This is a genomic window from Candidatus Enterococcus moelleringii (assembly GCF_017377575.1).
Classification (GTDB): Bacteria; Bacillota; Bacilli; order Lactobacillales; family Enterococcaceae; genus Enterococcus_A; species Enterococcus_A moelleringii.
This window is the reverse complement of sequence record NZ_JAFREM010000004.1, coordinates 272,073-289,350: the sequence shown is the minus strand read 5'-3', so window position 1 is coordinate 289,350 and position 17,278 is coordinate 272,073. Positions and strand designations below refer to the sequence as shown.

Genomic DNA, 17,278 nt, shown 5'->3' with positions numbered 1-17,278 from the left:
TGGAGGTTTCTTCTCCACTAATGGAGGGAAAACAATGGCATTTACATTTCAAATTAACGATGATGTGGTTTGGAACCACGACGAAAAATTATTGGCAAAAGCTGAAGACAACACACCAGATTTAATTCAAACGACGGTTACTCCGACAGCGATTGCGGAAATCACAGCTGATGAGAAAAGTGTCAACGGTTTCAAATCAGTGGTTAGCGACAAGAATATCGCTCGCTTAGAAGACTATACTTTAGGCCGTGACGAAAAAATCGTTTTGGATCTTGGCGATCATTATGTTGGTAAGTTTTCAGTCGACATTGATTCAGTAGGTTCACCGATGGACGCACCGTTGTATCTGCGCTTGAAGTTCGCGGAAATTCCGGCAGAGATTCCGGCTGAATCAGCAGATTATGACGGCTGGCTATCTCGCTCATGGATTCAAGAAGAGTTCGTTCATATCGATGTGCTGCCAATGACCTTGGAAATGCCTCGTCGTTACAGCTGCCGTTACATTGAATTAAGCGTGATTGACACATCGCCAAAATGGAAAGCCAGCTTCAGCAACCCAACCTTTGTCGCCGAAAGCAGTGTCTCGATGGAGCAGCTGCCAAAACCAGCTATTCAAGACAAGGAATTAGAAGCGATTTATAATATTTCGGTAAAAACCTTGCAGGATTGTATGCAGACGGTATTTGAAGATGGTCCAAAACGGGATCGTCGCTTGTGGATTGGTGATTTGCGCCTGCAAGCCTTGGCTAATTATCATACCTTTGATGACTTAGCGTTAACGAAACGCTGCCTGTACCTTTTTGGCGGCATGACGACAGAAGAGGGCAAGATTCCGGCCAATGTCTTTACAGAACCGAAGCTGACGCCGGACGATACCTTCTTGTTTGATTACAGCTTATTCTTCGCAACGATCTTGTTTGATTATGTCGAGCATACGCAGGATCAGGAAGTGTTGTTGGATTTATATCCAGCAGCCAAAAAAGAAATTGATCTGGCTTTGCAGCAAGTGGATGAGCAAGGTCGCTTAGTCCTTACCGAAGATTGGCCAGTCTTCATCGATTGGTCCAATGAGTTTGATAAAGCCACCGCCGGTCAGGCAGTCATGATCTATGCGCTGAAACGCTTCATTCAATTAGCTGAGAAAATGAACGATGTTCAGTTGGGTGACTATCAAACGATTTGCGACCAACTGGAAAGTTTTGCTAAAACAGCACTATACGATGAAGCGAAAAAACAATTTGTGATTGAAGCTAGTGGTGAAGTGAATGTGGCCAGCCAAGTCTGGATGGTTTTAGCTGAAGTGATGGATGACGAAACCAACAAAGCCATCATGGAAACAACTGTAGCGGAACAATTCCCGATCACCGGAATTGCCACTCCTTACATGTATCATCATGTAGTAGAAGCATTGTTTGTGGCCGGCCTATCTGATGCAGCCGTTCAGTTGATGAAAGACTACTGGGGCACCATGATTGAGATGGGGGCCGATACTTTCTGGGAAGCCTTCAAGCCAGAAGAACCAAACTTCTCACCATATGGCAGCCCCATCATCAGCAGCTATTGCCATGCTTGGAGCTGTACACCGGCTTACTTGATTAAAAAATATTTAGCCTAATAGCAGCAGGAGGGTTCGGCTTTCCAAGGGGAAGCCGAACCCATAAAAACAGGAGAAAGTAGGAAAGAGGATGGAATCGTTGAAAATGGAGACACAGACAGCTAAACCAATTTCAAAATGGCAGCAGCGGATCGGTTATGGCGTCTCTGACTTAGCATGTAACTTGATTTGGCAGATGATTTCTTTGTATTTATTGTTTTTCTACACGGATATTATGCAGTTGAGTGCTTCGGCAATTAGTTTGATGTTTGTTTTGACCCGTTTCGTTGATGGCATCACCGACCTTTTAGTGGGATATTTGATCGACCATACTCATACTCGCTGGGGCAAGTCGCGGCCGTATTTTCTGTTTGGCGCGATTCCCTTCGCCCTGTTTGCCTTCTTATGCTTTAGCGTGCCGGATATTTCCGCCAACGGCAAATTGATTTATGCTTATATCACTTATTTCGGCTTGTCTTTAGCCTATACGATTGTGAATGTGCCGATGGCTTCGATATTGCCAAGCTTGACCAATGATACGGAAGAACGGACGGCGCTATCTACTTCGCGAAAATTCTTCGGTTTTATGGGGGCAACAGTGGTAAGTTCAACTGCCTTAGTGTTAGTCAATTACTTTGGCGGGAGCAATCAAGCGTTAGGCTTTAGAATTGTGATGGCGATTTTTGGAGTGATTGGCTGTCTGCTGTTTTTCTTTACCTTCTTCAGTGTGCGGGAAACGACTACCTTGAAGCCGGAAAAAGCCTCAGTGAAGGAAATTTTTAACAGCTTGAAGCAAAATAAACCGTGGTTGATTTTTGCCTTGAACATTGTCTTTATGTGGACCGGCTTTTTTATTCAAACTAGTGCGTTAGTCTACTATTATACAGTGGTAGTGGGGAGTCAGGTGTTGTCGATTTCGGTAGCGACGATCATGTCGATCGTTCCTATGGTGGCAAATTTCTTCGTGCCCTTTTTAGCTAGACGTTTAGGTAAGCGCAATCTTTATGTGACAGCTTCAGCTATTCAAGCCATTGGAATCGTGATTATTTTAGTGGGAAATGTAAACCATTTCGTAATATTAGGCGGTGCAGTGGTGTCCGCCATTGGTTATGGTGTGAAGGAAAGTATTTACTTCTCTATGCAGGCTGATCCGGTGGATTATGGGGAATGGAAAACTGGCGTTAATGTTTCAGGATCACTTTCAGCGATTAACGGCTTCTTAGGCAAAGTTGCTCAAGCACTATCTGGCGGGATTGCCGGAGCTTTATTGGCTTGGGGAAATTACACACCAGGTGCAGCGGCCCAAAGTCCGCAGGCAGAACTGGCGATCCGGGCGATGTACGGCTACATTCCTTTGCTATTAATTATCGGTTCGATCATCACGATGTTCTTCTATCGACTGGATCGAATTTATCCGCAGATTAAACAGGAATTGGAAGCACGAAAAGCATAACAAAATAGGTATTCTCTTGGTTCAGCTGGGAGAATACCTATTTTTTTCGTAATCAGCTATAATAAAATCAGAAACAGAATTTTTACCAGTTAAGGTGGTACAAACATGTCCCTGAAAGAAAAAATTATCGCTGAGAGTCAGCGTTTAGGAATTGATAAAATCGGCTTTGCGACGGCAGAGCCTTTTACCGAATTAGAAGCCTCCCTCCATGAACAAAAAGAGCGGGGCTATACCTCGGGCTTTGAGCATCCAGTGATCGAGGAACGCATTTATCCTGAACGAACCTTTGAAAATCCGCGCACGATTATCTCGATTGCTCTGGCTTATCCAACTAAAGCCAAGGAGCCTGTACCCAAGGACGAAAAGCGGGGCATGTTTGCCCGGGCTTCTTGGGGGATTGATTACCATGATGTTTTGCGGGATCGGCTGCAAAAACTAATTGCTTTCATCCAAACAGAAGCCGAATCGCTGCAGCAGCAAGAAAGCTGGCGCTTCGCTCCCCAAGTGGATACTGGTGAGCTGATTGATGTATCAGTCGCACAACGGGCCGGGCTGGGATTTATCGGCCGCAACGGCTTATTGATCACGGAAGAGTTTGGTTCCTTTGTTTATTTAGGAGAAATCGTCACCAACATCGAATTCGAAGTCGACGAACCCGTTCCTTTTGGCTGCGGCGACTGCATGCGCTGCATCAAAGGCTGTCCTACGAAGGCTTTATTAGGTGATGGCCGCATGAATGCTCAGCGTTGTCTGTCTTATCAAACCCAAACCAAAGGCATGATGCCGGATGAATACCGAAAAAAAATCCGCAATGTCATTTACGGCTGCGATATTTGCCAGCTGGTGTGTCCCTATAATCAAGGTAAAGATTTCCATTTTCATGAAGAGATGGAACCGGAAATTGACACTGTCTATCCCAAACTGAAGCCGATGCTTAATCTGTCAAACAAAGAATTCAAAAATCAGTTTGGTCATTTAGCCGGCTCATGGCGGGGCAAAAAACCTTTGCAGCGAAATGCAATTATTGCCCTAGCAAATCTAGGCGATCGCTCGGCTTTACCAGATTTACTGCAGGTAGCTAAAGAAGACGTTCGGCCGGTGATCCGGGGAACCGCTGCTTGGGCAATTGGCCGCTTAGGTAAAAAAGAAGCGGCAATCTGGCTGGAGCATTTAACCGAGCTACAGTCATTGGAGCAAGACGAAGAAGCCTTGCAGGAAATTGAAAAAGCGATGGAAATGCTAAGCTAGCTGGATTTCCGATTCTAATTAAGAAGCCAAAATCCTCAGTCGATGGACACAAGTAGAACTGTGTCTATCGGCTTTTTAGTCTGCAAAACTATTTTCGCTTTTTCCCATTCTTCCCTCTACCTTTGTTCTTATTTTTCTTCCGATCCTTCTTACCAGATTGCTGCTGTCCGTTGTTCTTCAGAGAGGGCAGAAAGCCTTTGAGGGGTTTCGACAAACTGGTTTTCTTTTCAAGCTGAGTCTTATTTTCCTCAGCTGATGCGTCTTCGCCAGTATCATTTTCTTGGCGATCGTTCTTTATGAAGTTTGACAGGAGCGATCGCGTCGCTTGACTAAGCGAAGAAGCGTCGGATTCTTGGGTTTCACTAGTATCTTCAGCGTCTTTTGTGGTTGAATTGTTAGTTGGCGCGTCCGATTCAACTCCTGCCACTTCCTCTGGTGACTCTTGAACGGTCACGGGTTCTGATTCCGCATCCTCTTTTGGTTGATACAAGGGGTCATCTTCTTTTCGGACATCAAAGGAGCGGTATTTCTCATCCACGGCATAATCCAGCCAAACGACGCGGACAAAGCGTCTTACTCCGTCCTTTTGGAAAATAGTCAGCTCTCCTAAAATACTCAACAAGGCATGAGTCTCCATCGGATCAAGACGGCGAACTACATTGCTGAGATTCCAGGTGTGAAGTTTACCGCTTTCATCTTCAAAGGCAGCTTTTAAGTTGTGCTTCTTGTCGACCGTACAGTCCTTTGAGTTCAAAAGCGGCAGTAATTTGTCTATATGTAAGCGAGTTTTCTCGGTGGCTTTTAAGTAGTCATCTTCGCTGGTGAAAAGGTTAGCTTTGACGTTCGCCCAATCTTTTTGACTGAAATAACTTTCAAAATAAGGAGTTAGGTGGCGGACTGAGGCAAGCTTCTGGCTTTTTAAAAGAATGGAGCAAATTTTCTCTTGAGCTAAGTAAGAAAAATCAGCTACACACAACGCATTGCGCAGCATAATAGCTACCGCACATTGGATAATGTAGGCCTCATCCTGGTACTTTTCCAGGTGTTGAATAAGGCGTTTCTCAAGGGTCTCACGTTTGGAGACGAAGATTTGTCGTTGTTTTAATAAAATTTCAGTCATATTTTTATATCTCCTTATCATCACTAAGTAAAATTCATTTTTATTGTAAACGATTGCTTAGTTGGATTCAAGCACTAATTTCATTTTTTTGTCCACTTATTCTAATCGAAAATTCATTTTGGTGAATCTGCAACATAAAATTGAAAGTGAAATGTTATACAAAATGCATCAGAATGTTTTTTAAAACTACTTCTCACTTGAAATATTCGACTCTTCGCTGCTCATACGAAAGCATCCTTCAACAAATCGTAAATAGAACCTGACTACTGAGACCGAGCATATTTTTAAGTCTATTGGGCAATGATTCAAACCTAAGGAATGCAGCAGCAGAGTACGCCAAAACCAAGGGCTAACTGCCAAAAACAAGAATGGTGGGAGTCCTGTTGGAAAAGAAAAAAATGTTGCAATAATGATCAAAATCGAATTTGGCAAAGAAACATTCTTACGCAATTTTCCACGCATCTTTTACTAAACTTCTGGTATGATGATACTAAATCACTGCTTTCAAAGTAGTGAAAGGTGTAACAAAGTACAAGTAATCAAACAAAAAATTAGGGGATTGGAGTAGTTGGTATGGGGTCAATAAACGACTGGCTGGCAGAGTATCAGCAAAGATGGGGCTGCGATTTTTTTGGAGTGGCGATGAACGCTGCACCAGAGGATGCGCCAAAGGAAATTCGCTGGTTGCATGTAGTAGGCAACAATAGCGAAGCTTACAAGAATATCCGCTTGCAGGTGGGACGCGGCATTGCCGGTATGGTTTGGAAAACTGCCCGCATGCAGCTGGATGAGCATATTTTCGATCGACCGGAGCGGCTGATTGAATACCCAATTGCCCGCACAGAAAAGCTTCAGACCGCCTTAGCTGCGCCGGTTATGGATCAAGTAGAGGTTCAAGCCGTTTTGATGAGCGGCTATCGGAGTGCCCATCAATATACCTTAGATGAACGTCAGCAGTTAGAGCAGGCCGCCGCAGAGCTTAGTCAACTATTAAGGAAGTGAAGATGATGCTTCATTTAAATGAGACCCTTTTCAAGAAGATTCAAGAAGCCCTTTGGCTGTTGGACAGCGAGGACCAAGTACTCGCTAAAACTCAGAAGGCTCAAGAAATCGAAGCCAACTATCGCTTGAATCTGCAAGCCGTCTTAGAAATCAGCCGCGGACAAGGCTGTGCGCTGCACAGTACCAAGGAAGAATGCTTGATGTGTCCTTTGGAGGGCAAGGTTTCTCCATTAGGCTTTCCTTTTGTGCTATTAACACAAGAAGGTGAAAGTGAAGAGTTTTGGGGCCGAGTAGACAGCAGCGAAGGTCAGCTGACTCTGCAAATTCAACCCCAGACCGCCGAAAATAAGAAGGAATCTTTGTTTGAATACTTGAATAATGTTCGCGAGCTGGAACGTAAAAAAATTGCGCAAGACTTGCACGATGGAATCGCCCAAAGCATTTACGGCTTGATGCTGGAAACCCGCGGCTTAAAATGGGTTGCCGAAGCCGATCAGCCAGTTAAAATGAAAGCTTTAGATCGGCATTTTTCCGAAGTGCTTAACGAAGTGAAGGATCTAGCCAGCGAGCTGCGGCCGATGGCAATTGATGAATTCGGTTTGATTCAGGCGCTGGAGCAGTTTATTGAACGCACCACCGAGATGACCGGCTTTGAAATTGAACTGCTAGTTAGCGGTACTACGCAGCCGCTGACCGAACCGGTACGAATCGCCATTTACCGGATTATTCAAGAAGCCGTTTCTAATGCCATGAAATATTCTGGGGAGAATGTGATTTATTTAGCCTTGGATTTTAGTGAAGAGCTGCTAGTTGTTAGAATTCAAGATCGTGGTGCCGGTTTTGACCTGTCTCAGCAGGAAATCGGCTTTGGTTTAGTGAACATGAAGGAGCGGGCCCATGCGATTGGCAGTCAGTTGGTGATTCGTTCTCAGCCAGAACAAGGCACCGTCATCCAGATGCAGGTGCCGTTGAAGGGGGCGTTACAGTCATGAAGATACTTATCGCTGATGACCATGCCATGATCAGAAACGCCCTGGCCTTTTTGATTAACGCACAACCGGATATGGAAGTAGTCGCTGACGCCGCTGATGGACATGAAGTGTTTATGACGGTGGAAAGTCAGCTGATTGAGCTTGTTTTAATCGATATCAGCATGCCGCCTGGGGAGAATGGATTGTTGACTACCAAGCGTTTGAAGGAAGCTTTTCCTGAAGTAAAGGTGATCGTTTTGACCATGCACGATGAACGTTCCTATGTTCGTGAAGCCCTGGAAGCCAAAGCCGATGGATTCTTGTTAAAGACAGCAAACGATGAAACCTTAATCGAAACTATCCGCCAAGTGTATCAAGGCAAGCAATGCTACGACGGCTATACAGAACACGCCTTAAGCAAGATCGCGCTGGAAAAAGAGGACCCGCTATACGGCAGTCTTTCCAAACGGGAGAAGGAAATTTTGCCGTTAATTGCCTTAGGCTACAACAATAAGCAAATTGCTGAGCGCCTGTTTATTTCGGTGAAAACGGTGGAGGTGCACAAAGCCAATGTGCGGAAAAAACTGCAGCTGGAAAGCTATGCCAGTTTGCTGCAATACAGCTTAAAGCATCACCTGATTGAATTTTAGGAGGAAAACCGATGAAGGGAATTATCTTTGTTTTACATGGACGAAAAAACAAGCTTTCAACTACTAATATGGCGCTGATTGAACAAGCGGCCAAGGACCTAACCTGCCCCTATGAAATTGGTTTATTAGAAGGTGAGCAGCAAACCTTAGAAGACGCGATGCATTCTTTACTAGCAAAACAGCTGGAGGAAATTGTGTTTTTACCGATTTTATTGTTCCCAGCGACTCATGCCAAGGAGGATTTACCCAAACGGGCGGATGAAGTGCTAGCCGGTCAGCTTCCCTATCGTATCTTGGACACGTTGGGCACGACTCAGGCAGTGAGCGATTACCTCATTCAGCAAGTTGAACAAGCTGAACTTAAAGGGGATGTATTACTAATTGCCCATGGCACACCTCATTACGAAGCGCCTTATCAGCAGCTGTGCCAGGTTGCCCAACGTGTTGCGGCTGCCACGGGTCGAGCGGTTCACCCGGCTCACTATCATGGGGAGCATCTTTACCAAGAAATTCTAACGCAGCATCCCGATCCTTTGATTGTCCAGCGTTTGTTTTTAGCAGAGGGCTATTTAGCAAAGAAAATCACTAATGATATTCGTGAGCAGCGAGGAACGATGGATGAAATCTTGCCCACTTTACAGGATCAGCCGGCTTTAGAAGCGGCCATCAAGGAACGGCTAGGTGAAGTTTAATGTATCCTATTTTAGTTCATTTAAGTCGGCTGTCGGTTTTGGTGATCGGCGGCGGAAAAATTGCCACTAGAAAAATCAAAGGTTTAGTGGAAGAAGGTGGAAAACCTACAGTGATTGCACCAGTTGTAACGAGTGACTTGTCGCGATTAGCTGAGGAAGGCCGAATTGTCTGGCACCAACGACCTTTTCAAACGGGGGACACGCAAGGATTTCAGATGGTGTTTATTTGTACCGACAACGAAACGGTAAACCAGAGGATTTTACAAGAAGTAACTCCTGAACAACTAGTCAATGACACCACCAAGCAAAGCCGCAGCAACTTTTTCAACATGGTTTTTGTCAAAGAAAAAGACATCGGTCTGGCAATTACTACTGGCGGCAAATCACCAGAAACCGCCAAAAAATTGAAATCAGCCGTTCAGGCGTTTCTCAAGTCGTTAGTTAAAAGCTAACGGCTTTTTCTTTTGGGAAAAAGCGGCCAATGATCAAATTCTAGCCCATTTTTAAAATGTTTTGCATCATTTTACCCACATATAGGGGATTCCCTAATATAAAAGCTGAGGCAATTCCTTTATTGTGATGTTATGAACAAACAATAAGCAGGTCGAGGTGGAATGAAAATGAAAGAACGTTTAGTTGTCATTGGCAATGGTATGGCCGGAGTTCGCACCGTTGAGGAAATTTTGGAACGCGATCCGGAGCGCTACACAATCACCATTATCGGAAATGAAGAGTATCCCAATTACAATCGCATCATGCTGTCCAATGTGTTGCAAAAGAAAATGACCGTAGATGAGATCATCACAAATCCGTTGGACTGGTACGAAGAAAATCAGATTGAACTGATCAACAACAATCCAGCAGTTGGAGTCGATCCCCAGGTAAAAACCGTTACGACAGAATCCGGCGAAGTCATTCCTTATGACAAATTGATCATGGCAACCGGCTCCCATCCCTTTATTCTGCCGATTCCTGGTGCCGACAAAGAAGGTGTTGTGGCTTTCCGAACGATTGATGACACCGCTGAAATGCTGGCAGCAACTGCAAAATACAAAAAGGCAGTCGTTATCGGTGGCGGACTTCTAGGGCTGGAAGCTGCAAAGGGCCTACAAGAGCAAGGCATGGATGTGACTGTGGTTCATTTAGCCAAATGGCTGATGGAAACGCAATTGGATGAAAAAGCCGGCAAGCTTTTACAGGCGGAATTAGAAGATCAAGGCTTGAAGTTCTTAATGGAATACAGCACCAAAGAAATCTTAGGGGATCAGCGGGTTACCGGCATGCGCTTTGCCAACGAGGAAGAGATTGAAACAGATTTAATCGTCATGTCCATCGGCATCCGCCCAGCGGTTGAATTGGCGCGGGAAATTGGTTTAGCAGTAAATCGCGGGATTGTCGTGAATGACTACATGGAGACCAGTTTGTCGGATATCTATGGTGTGGGAGAATGTGTTGAGCATAACGGAACTTGCTACGGCTTGGTAGCTCCATTGTTTGAGCAAGGCAAGATTTTGGCGGACAGATTGACTGATCAGCCAGAGGTTAAGGCGTATCAAGGATCGAAAACTTTTACTTCCTTGAAGGTATCTGGAGCAGACTTGTATTCAGCGGGGAATATTTTGAACACAGAAGGCATGGACAGCATCGAAGCCTTTGACAGTGCTTCCCGGAAATACAAAAAGATCTTCTTGAAGGACGGAAAAATTCAAGGCATCGTCCTATACGGCGACACCGATGATGGCAGCCGTTATTACAACATGATGAAAAAAGGCCAAACGATCGAGGATTTGCAGTCGATCGCTGTCTTGCAGGCAATTGGCGAGGGTGCCGGAATGGGCCAAGATGTCCTCGAATGGGATGACGATGAGGCAGTCTGCGGCTGTAATGGCGTTGAAAAAGGCAAAATTTTACGTTCAATTCGGGAAAAAGGCCTGTCCAGTGTGGCGGAAGTCGGCAAAGTAACCAAGGCGGGAACTTCTTGCGGCAAGTGTAAGCCGCAAATCCAAACCTTGCTGGAATACGAATTAGGGGATGCGGTAACGACAGCTACGGGGATTTGTGGGTGTACTGATCTGAATCGCGACCAAGTGGTGACGCAAATTTATGCCAAACACTTAACCAGCACCTCAGAAGTATTTGAAGCCTTAGATTGGCGTAATGCAGAAGGCTGCTCAAAATGTCGTCCAGCCGTCAATTTTTATTTGAACGTTGCTTGGCCGGAAGAGCACGAGGACGAAAGAGATTCACGGGTGGTCAACGAACGGATGCACGCCAATATTCAAAAAGACGGCACCTTTTCGGTTGTGCCAAGAATGCGGGGCGGTAAAACTTCGCCGCAGCAGTTAATGCAATTGGCTCAAGTGGCTGAGCGCTATGATGTGCCGCTAGTGAAGGTAACCGGATCACAACGAATTGGTTTGTACGGCGTGAAGAAAGAAGATCTGCCGAAAATTTGGGAAGAACTGGACATGGTAGCAGCCCAAGCCTACGGCAAAGTTTTCCGCTCAGTGAAGACCTGTGTCGGCCAAAGCTTCTGCCGCTTCGGTACGCAAAAAACGATGGAGCTGGGGGTTCGCATTGAAGAAACCTTTGAATACATCGACACCCCCCATAAATTCAAAGTCGGCGTATCCGGTTGTCCCCGCAGCTGTGTGGAATCAGCGGTGAAGGACTTTGGAATCATCGGTGTAGACAGCGGTTTTCAAATTATGATCGGCGGCAACGGCGGAACGGAATTAGTTGAAGCCCAGCACTTGGTAACAGTGGAAACAGAAGATGAAGTGATTGATTTGTGCGGCGCGATGCTGCAATACTATCGCGAAACCGGCATTTACGGTGAACGGACAGCTCCGTGGGTAGCGCGAATGGGCTTTGAGAATGTCAAAACGGTCTTATTGGATGAAGAGAAACGTAAAGGACTTTGGGAAGAGCTGAATAAAACGATTGCTGCCAAAGGACGCACAGATACTTGGGGACCAATCATTAAAGACGTTGATTTGCGGGAGAAAATGTACACGATTGAAAAGCCAGAACTAGTGGGAGCGGTGAAATAGGATGAAAGTATTAGCAACGAAACAATCAAAATTGATGCCAAGAGTGGGGCGCTCTGTCGTCATTGAAGATCAAAAAATCGCCCTCTTTCAAGTTACTGACGGCCGTGTTTTTGCTATTGAGGATAATTGTCCGTTAACCAATGCACCAGTTTTGGAAGGGATCGTTTCGGGGGAATACCTGTATGAACCCATGCGGGAATACAAAATTTCCTTAGTTGACGGTATGATCCAGGAACCGGACGAAGGACAATTAACTGTTTATCCGGTCGAAATTATCGGTGACGACATTTTTGTCGAGGTATAGCCAGGATCTCATATGTTGGAGCGGGGTCCGCTGACTTTGAACTTTTGACAGTTAAAAGTCAGCGGCGAGCCTTCCTTTAAAAATGAAAAAGAAGGAGTTTTGAATATGTCATTATCACCAAAAGAATTAGTCGACGAAGCAATTGCCCGCGGCAAAGCCAAGGCCAATTACAGCTTTTTAACGACAGCAGTATTAGGAGTCATGGCCGGAGTGTTTATTGGTTTGGCTGGAGTGGCAATGATTCGCACGATGGGATCGATGCCTAAAGAATGGGGAACCTTGGTCAATTTATTGGGGGCCTTGATCTTTCCTTTTGGCTTGATTTGCTTATTACTAGTCGGCGGAGAACTAGTTACCGGCAATATGCTGGCGGTCAGCATGGCCCTCTACGCTAAAGAAATTACTTTAAAACAATGGGCCCGCAATATGTTTTTAGTTACCTTGTTCAATCTGCTGGGCGCTGTGATTGTTGCAATTTTCTTCGGCTATTTTTCCAATACTTTACAAGGGGCTTTTGTGGAACGAACAATTGCCGTCGCGCAGGCCAAAACCGCCGATGCACCTTTACAGGCCTTCTTATCGGGAATTGCCTGCAATATCTTAGTTTGTACCGGCGTGTATATGAATATGGCCTCTCGCGATTTTATCGGCAAAATGTTCGGTACGCTGCTGCCGGTGGCGGCCTTTGTAATTGCCGGGTATCAGCACGTAGTTGCTAATATGTTTTTTATCGCAGCGGGGATTTTGGCTGGAGGAGCAACCATTGGCGAATTTGTTCAAAACATGGTGTTTGTCTGGTCAGGAAATTTGATTGGCGGTGGGGTAATTTTAGCAGGTATGTATTTCTTGGCCTTTAAAGTCGGAATGAAGTCGACTCAAAAAGAGTTGGAAAAGCCGGAGAGCTCGTCTATAATCGTAGAAGACTAAACAGATAGAGGGATAAAATGAAGACCTTAAGAGTAGGCACCCGCAAAAGTCCATTAGCCATGAAGCAGACCCAGTTGGTCGTGGAGCAATTACAAAAATTATATCCAATTGATATCGAGATTGTGGGTCTTTCTACTAAGGGGGATCGGATGCCTCATGCGCCGCTGACGCAAATTGGCGGCAAAGGGGTCTTCGTGAAGGAAGTAGAATACCATCTGCAGCAAAAGACAATTGATTTTGCGGTGCATAGTCTGAAGGATTTACCGGCGTGTCTGCCAGAGGATTTGATTTTGGCGGCTACTCCTAAACGAGCCATGCCCTATGATTGTCTGATTTTAAGAGAACCGGGTATTTTGTCGCAAGCACGTCCACTGGTGATTGGCACCAGCAGTATGCGCCGCAACAAGCAGATCAGCCAGCTGTATCCCAATGTAGCGATTGTGCCAATCCGCGGCAAGATCGAAACCCGGCTGAAAAAAATGATAACTGAAAAGATGGATGGCACGGTTCTGGCATGTGCCGGCTTGGAGCGGATGAATTATTTTAATCAGCTGCCAGCCTATCATATTTTGACTCCTGACGAATGTGTCCCTGCGGTTGGACAAGGAATTCTAGGGATTGAATGCCGCAAAGAAGACGTGGAGCTGCAGCAGCTGTTGGCACAATTAACTGATGAAACCACCTATGCAGCAGCTGAAGCCGAGCGCTATTTCTTGCGACAAATGGACGGCAACTGCGAAATTCCTATCGGCGCCTATGCCAATAAATTAGCTGTTGGCTGGGAATTTTATGGATTTCTAGCAGAAGATATGGAAGCCGAAGGTGCGAAGGTTCGGCTGACAGGAAGCGATCCGCTAACCTTAGCCCAACAAGCGATTCAGTTGTTAATGCCGGAAAAACAATATTGCTAAGCCGGATATCGGCTTGATACTGGTGAAACCCTTATACTTTTTCTGGAAATAAAAAAAGCCGTCAACAAGCGACGGCTTTAGATCAAGCTGCTCTTAGCTAAGGGCAGCTTTTGCGTTCATTTGGACTTTTTGTAAAACCATTCGTGAAAATGGTCCCACGATCAACAGCTGTAATGGCAACGCTGCGATAAAGTTCATTCTCCATGCAGTTAGGTAGTCTGAGAAAATATGGCTGGTAATGCCGATTTCCATAATAACACCGAACATAGACATGAAAGTAACCATTCCTAAGACCATTAAGCAAGAGATTGCAATGATTGCTTGCCATTTCTTCTCACGGTTGATCGGTAATTTGAAGGCCAGCTTCTTAGCATAAACCCCTACGACAAATACATCCAAAATGAATGCTACGACAAATCCTGGAACCAAACCAATTAATAGACCGCTAAGAGTAAAGTGTTGGTGAATCAGCAAGTTGTATGCACTCATCCCCAAAACCATTAAAAAGCACATTAATGTAGTAAAAATAATTCCTTCTTTTTTGTTTGTTGGCAAAATATCCACTCCTTTTTCTTGGTACATTTTTTACCTTACCACAGAAAAAAAATTCTCGTAAGCATTTTTTCAGAAATTTTCATCTTTTTATTCAGACGGCATAACTTCTGCAAAAATAGGGAAATTTTTCGCCGATCTGATCGGAGTCCATGGTAAACTGCAAGTAATGAAAGCGAGGAGAAAAGCATGAATGTAATCGTAGTAGGACCAAAGGGGAAAATGGGCCGTTTAATCACTCAGATCGCAGCCGAACGGGAGGATATGCACTTAGTTGGTGGAGTAGGACCTGTTGGCCGCGACTATATCGGTGAAGATTTAGGCAGAGCAGCAGGTGTTGGTACTGATTTAGGTGTTCCGGTAGTGGACGATTTAAAAACGATCATTGATCAATGTGATGTGATGATTGATTTTTCCACCAGAGAAATGAGTTTAGCGGTACTAAACTTAGCGGTCCAGCATAAAAAAGCGCTGGTTTGCGGCACCACCGGTTTTTCACCAGAAGAAATGGAGCACTTCCGCCAAGCCGGGCAAACCATTCCGATGCTGTATGCGGCTAATACCTCAAAATTAGTCAGTGTGATGAGCCGCTTGTTAGAGATCGCGGCAGCAGCCATTGGCAATGAAACGGATATAGAAATCGTGGAGATGCATGATCGCTGGAAAAAGGATGCCCCTAGCGGCACTTCGAAGGAATTAGGGGAAGTGATCGCCAAAGCGTTAGATCAGGAGATAACCGATATGGCAGTGTATGGTCGTGAGGGTGAGAGTTTGCGGCAGGAAAATACGATTGGTTATCACTCGATGCGCATGGGAGACTATCCCAGCAGTCACAGCGTAACCTTCGGCGGCTTCGGTGAACGCTTGGAAATCAGCCACCATAGCTACAATTTCAAATGCTTTGCCAGCGGCGCCTGTGATTGTGCTGCTTATGCGGCCCAACAAAAGCCTGGTTATTATTCCGTCAAGGATGCGCTTACTTTTTAAGACAAAATAAGCGAGTCCTTTTTGAAATAAAAAGGGCTCGCTTATTTTACGCGCGTTTCTTAGTCATCTTGCTTTTGCTCTAAAATATCACAAGTTTGAGCATTGATTTTCAGCTCGGTTTCGTTGCGGCCTTCTTTTAGCTTAACTTCCCAGTAGGTGGTGCCTAAATCTTTGGTTAATTCAAATTCTTCAATCGCACCTTGAGCATTGGAATGAGCGATGTCTGCCACTTCATCAACGCTTAAGATCCCGTCAAGCTGCAGGGCATCTTCCTGGCGTTCATTTTGATCGTCACGATCCAAGTTCTCATCTTTCTGCTGCACCACTTCATTGGTTTCAGCATTCAGACTTAACTCATATTCCTTCGTATCATCTACCCCTTCAATTTGGTAGATTGGATTGCCCAATTTGCGTTCCAAAGAAATTGAGGTGATGTCCGAATCAGGATAAGCTTCTTGATAACGCTGGATCGCGTCTTCAGTCGTCATCGCTAACCCGACTAAGCCCGCAGTTGATTGGGCACTGGTGGAACCAGTCGTACTGCTGCTGTCGCTGGTTTGTGAGGATGAGCTGCTGGTTGAACTGCTGCTTTGGGCAGTAGAAACCGTGCTGGAAGTGCTGGATGATGCGGCAGGTTCTGAGTTATCTGGATTGGAACAGCCTGCCAAGGCCAACGCCGACAGCAGAACAGTGGTTAATAAAACTTTTTTCATGATGATGCCTCCTAAAGTATGAATTCCCACCAATCGATGGGCTTGCATCTTCATTCTAACAAAATTGGTCACGCTTGTTAATTTTTGTGAATTTAAAAGAAGAATGGCGGCGGCTGTAATTTTGCTTTATACTATTTTTGAGAAAGCAGGTGGGGGTTATTAAACGAAAAGGGATTATGTTTGCTTCGTTGGCAGCTTCGTTTTGGGCAATATCAGGCATGCAGGGGCAATCTTTGTTCACCAAGTATCAGTTTCAGGCGGATTGGCTTGTATCGGTACGCTTATTTTTTTCAGGAATTATTTTATTAACGATCGCCATGCTATGGAAAAAGGAGAATATCCTAGCACCTTTTAAATCGAAAAAGGATTTAGCAGCACTGCTTATTTTTTCCGTCTTCGGCATGTTTGCGGTACAGCTGACTTATTTCAAAACAATTGAAGCCAGCAACGCCTCCTTTGGTACGATTATTCAGTACACGGGACCGTTCTTTGTGATCTTGTACGAGTCCTTCAGGCGGCGAAAAGTACCGTCGCCGTTGACGATCGGCTTGCTATTCACGACGGCTTTAGGAGTAGTCTTCATTGCCACCAAAGGCGAGTTTACCAATTTGTCTATCTCTTCGGCAGCTTTAGTCTGGGGAATCGGCTCAGCGGTTTCGTTGGCCTTTTACTCCTTGCAGCCAAGAGGGTTATTGGCAAAATACGGCAGTTTTGTGACGGTGGGCTGGGGAATGCTCTTTGGCAGCGTGTTTTCTAACATGCTGCAGCCGATGTGGCAGACAGATGGAATCATTACGCCGGCGTCGGTGGTGTCGATCTTTTTTGTTGTGACTATCGGAACGGCTTTGGCCTTTCTCTTGTATTTGTCCAGCCTGCAATACATCAGCTCCAGCTTGGCCAGTACCTTAACGGCCTTTGAACCGCTACTGGCAACAGTCTTTTCGATTGTGGTTTTCCAATTGCCGCTGACGATGTTTGAGGTGGCGGGCTTCTTATTAGTGCTGGGATCGATTTTATTGATTCAAAAGAAATTGTGACGGACAAGCGACTTGTCCGTCTTTTTCTCGTGATATAATTAAATTATAGAAAAAATTGGGGGAG

General features: G+C 45.2%; 17 protein-coding genes. 14 read left to right on the top strand and 3 right to left on the bottom strand.

The genetic code is table 11. The annotated features are described in order from the left end of the window. Positions 1-34 precede the first annotated feature (34 nt). From JZO70_RS03175 to queG, 3 genes are all read left to right on the top strand, one after another. Positions 35-1,615, top strand: a complete 1,581-nt coding sequence (locus JZO70_RS03175; RefSeq protein WP_207672081.1) for an alpha-L-rhamnosidase-related protein — start codon at positions 35-37, stop codon at positions 1,613-1,615. 70 nt (positions 1,616-1,685) lie between these two features. Then, positions 1,686-3,047 (top strand): MFS transporter, encoded by a 1,362-nt coding sequence (locus JZO70_RS03170; RefSeq protein ID WP_430748882.1) that lies wholly within the window; start codon positions 1,686-1,688, stop codon positions 3,045-3,047. Between the two features lie 105 nt (positions 3,048-3,152). Continuing rightward, on the top strand, positions 3,153-4,295 hold the full coding sequence (gene queG / locus JZO70_RS03165; protein ID WP_207672080.1) for a tRNA epoxyqueuosine(34) reductase QueG: 1,143 nt from the start codon (positions 3,153-3,155) through the stop codon (positions 4,293-4,295). An 88-nt stretch (positions 4,296-4,383) separates the two neighbouring features. Here the strand turns inward: queG and JZO70_RS03160 are convergent, their stop codons facing one another. Continuing rightward, positions 4,384-5,415 carry a hypothetical protein gene (locus tag JZO70_RS03160; RefSeq protein ID WP_207672079.1) on the bottom strand — a complete coding sequence of 344 codons (1,032 nt, stop codon included), beginning with the start codon at positions 5,413-5,415 and terminating at the stop codon, positions 4,384-4,386. Positions 5,416-5,988: 573 nt separating this feature from the next. Between JZO70_RS03160 and JZO70_RS03155 the strand changes: the two genes are divergently transcribed. From JZO70_RS03155 to hemC, 9 genes are all read left to right on the top strand, one after another. Continuing rightward, a complete protein-coding gene (locus tag JZO70_RS03155) occupies positions 5,989-6,417 on the top strand; it encodes a GAF domain-containing protein (RefSeq protein ID WP_207672078.1) in 429 nt (142 codons plus the stop codon). Between the two features lie 2 nt (positions 6,418-6,419). Next, the gene (locus JZO70_RS03150; RefSeq protein WP_242703733.1) at positions 6,420-7,409 is read left to right on the top strand and encodes a sensor histidine kinase; all 990 of its coding nucleotides are present in this window, start codon (positions 6,420-6,422) and stop codon (positions 7,407-7,409) included. Next, on the top strand, positions 7,406-8,038 hold the full coding sequence (locus JZO70_RS03145) for a response regulator transcription factor (protein ID WP_207672077.1): 633 nt from the start codon (positions 7,406-7,408) through the stop codon (positions 8,036-8,038). The genes JZO70_RS03150 and JZO70_RS03145 overlap by 4 nt, the downstream gene beginning before the upstream one ends. 11 nt (positions 8,039-8,049) lie before the next feature. Then, complete coding sequence (locus JZO70_RS03140) at positions 8,050-8,730, top strand: sirohydrochlorin chelatase (protein WP_207672076.1); 681 nt, start codon at positions 8,050-8,052, stop codon at positions 8,728-8,730. Beyond that, positions 8,730-9,182 carry a precorrin-2 dehydrogenase/sirohydrochlorin ferrochelatase family protein gene (locus JZO70_RS03135; protein WP_207672075.1) on the top strand — a complete coding sequence of 151 codons (453 nt, stop codon included), beginning with the start codon at positions 8,730-8,732 and terminating at the stop codon, positions 9,180-9,182. The genes JZO70_RS03140 and JZO70_RS03135 overlap by 1 nt, the downstream gene beginning before the upstream one ends. A 168-nt stretch (positions 9,183-9,350) precedes the next feature. After that, entirely contained in the window at positions 9,351-11,783 is a 2,433-nt protein-coding gene (gene nirB, locus JZO70_RS03130; RefSeq protein WP_207672074.1) for a nitrite reductase large subunit NirB, read from the top strand. A 1-nt stretch (position 11,784) separates the two neighbouring features. Continuing rightward, positions 11,785-12,087 carry a nitrite reductase (NAD(P)H) small subunit gene (locus tag JZO70_RS03125; protein ID WP_207672073.1) on the top strand — a complete coding sequence of 101 codons (303 nt, stop codon included), beginning with the start codon at positions 11,785-11,787 and terminating at the stop codon, positions 12,085-12,087. Positions 12,088-12,192: 105 nt separating this feature from the next. Beyond that, positions 12,193-13,014: a formate/nitrite transporter family protein gene (locus JZO70_RS03120; protein ID WP_207672072.1), complete on the top strand. Its 822-nt coding sequence runs from the start codon at positions 12,193-12,195 to the stop codon at positions 13,012-13,014. Positions 13,015-13,031: 17 nt separating this feature from the next. Further along, positions 13,032-13,925 carry a hydroxymethylbilane synthase gene (gene hemC / locus JZO70_RS03115; protein WP_207672071.1) on the top strand — a complete coding sequence of 298 codons (894 nt, stop codon included), beginning with the start codon at positions 13,032-13,034 and terminating at the stop codon, positions 13,923-13,925. A 93-nt stretch (positions 13,926-14,018) separates the two neighbouring features. On the opposite strand, the gene JZO70_RS03110 is transcribed toward hemC, so the two are convergent. Next, the gene (locus JZO70_RS03110) at positions 14,019-14,480 is read right to left on the bottom strand and encodes a DUF2798 domain-containing protein (protein WP_207672070.1); all 462 of its coding nucleotides are present in this window, start codon (positions 14,478-14,480) and stop codon (positions 14,019-14,021) included. 186 nt (positions 14,481-14,666) lie between these two features. On the opposite strand from JZO70_RS03110, the gene dapB reads away from it, so the two are divergent. Then, on the top strand, positions 14,667-15,464 hold the full coding sequence (gene dapB, locus JZO70_RS03105) for a 4-hydroxy-tetrahydrodipicolinate reductase (protein WP_207672069.1): 798 nt from the start codon (positions 14,667-14,669) through the stop codon (positions 15,462-15,464). Between the two features lie 59 nt (positions 15,465-15,523). Here the strand turns inward: dapB and JZO70_RS03100 are convergent, their stop codons facing one another. Continuing rightward, positions 15,524-16,177, bottom strand: a complete 654-nt coding sequence (locus JZO70_RS03100; RefSeq protein WP_207672068.1) for a PepSY domain-containing protein — start codon at positions 16,175-16,177, stop codon at positions 15,524-15,526. Between the two features lie 149 nt (positions 16,178-16,326). Here JZO70_RS03100 and JZO70_RS03095 point away from each other — a divergent pair, with 149 nt between their 5' ends. Next, positions 16,327-17,214, top strand: a complete 888-nt coding sequence (locus JZO70_RS03095) for a DMT family transporter (RefSeq protein WP_347565077.1) — start codon at positions 16,327-16,329, stop codon at positions 17,212-17,214. The last annotated feature ends 64 nt before the right edge of the window (positions 17,215-17,278 follow it).

Bases quoted from the DNA above. Each gene is read 5' to 3' on its own strand.
- JZO70_RS03125 (WP_207672073.1), top strand. From the start codon at position 11,785: ATGAAAGTATTAGCAACGAAACAATCAAAATTGATGCCAAGAGTGGGG.
- JZO70_RS03150 (WP_242703733.1), top strand. From the start codon at position 6,420: ATGATGCTTCATTTAAATGAGACCCTTTTCAAGAAGATTCAAGAAGCC.
- JZO70_RS03175 (WP_207672081.1), top strand. From the start codon at position 35: ATGGCATTTACATTTCAAATTAACGATGATGTGGTTTGGAACCACGAC.
- JZO70_RS03170 (WP_430748882.1), top strand. From the start codon at position 1,686: ATGGAATCGTTGAAAATGGAGACACAGACAGCTAAACCAATTTCAAAA.
- dapB (WP_207672069.1), top strand. From the start codon at position 14,667: ATGAATGTAATCGTAGTAGGACCAAAGGGGAAAATGGGCCGTTTAATC.
- JZO70_RS03135 (WP_207672075.1), top strand. From the start codon at position 8,730: ATGTATCCTATTTTAGTTCATTTAAGTCGGCTGTCGGTTTTGGTGATC.
- hemC (WP_207672071.1), top strand. From the start codon at position 13,032: ATGAAGACCTTAAGAGTAGGCACCCGCAAAAGTCCATTAGCCATGAAG.
- queG (WP_207672080.1), top strand. From the start codon at position 3,153: ATGTCCCTGAAAGAAAAAATTATCGCTGAGAGTCAGCGTTTAGGAATT.
- JZO70_RS03100 (WP_207672068.1), bottom strand. From the start codon at position 16,177: ATGAAAAAAGTTTTATTAACCACTGTTCTGCTGTCGGCGTTGGCCTTG.
- JZO70_RS03140 (WP_207672076.1), top strand. From the start codon at position 8,050: ATGAAGGGAATTATCTTTGTTTTACATGGACGAAAAAACAAGCTTTCA.
- nirB (WP_207672074.1), top strand. From the start codon at position 9,351: ATGAAAGAACGTTTAGTTGTCATTGGCAATGGTATGGCCGGAGTTCGC.
- JZO70_RS03145 (WP_207672077.1), top strand. From the start codon at position 7,406: ATGAAGATACTTATCGCTGATGACCATGCCATGATCAGAAACGCCCTG.
- JZO70_RS03160 (WP_207672079.1), bottom strand. From the start codon at position 5,415: ATGACTGAAATTTTATTAAAACAACGACAAATCTTCGTCTCCAAACGT.
- JZO70_RS03120 (WP_207672072.1), top strand. From the start codon at position 12,193: ATGTCATTATCACCAAAAGAATTAGTCGACGAAGCAATTGCCCGCGGC.
- JZO70_RS03155 (WP_207672078.1), top strand. From the start codon at position 5,989: ATGGGGTCAATAAACGACTGGCTGGCAGAGTATCAGCAAAGATGGGGC.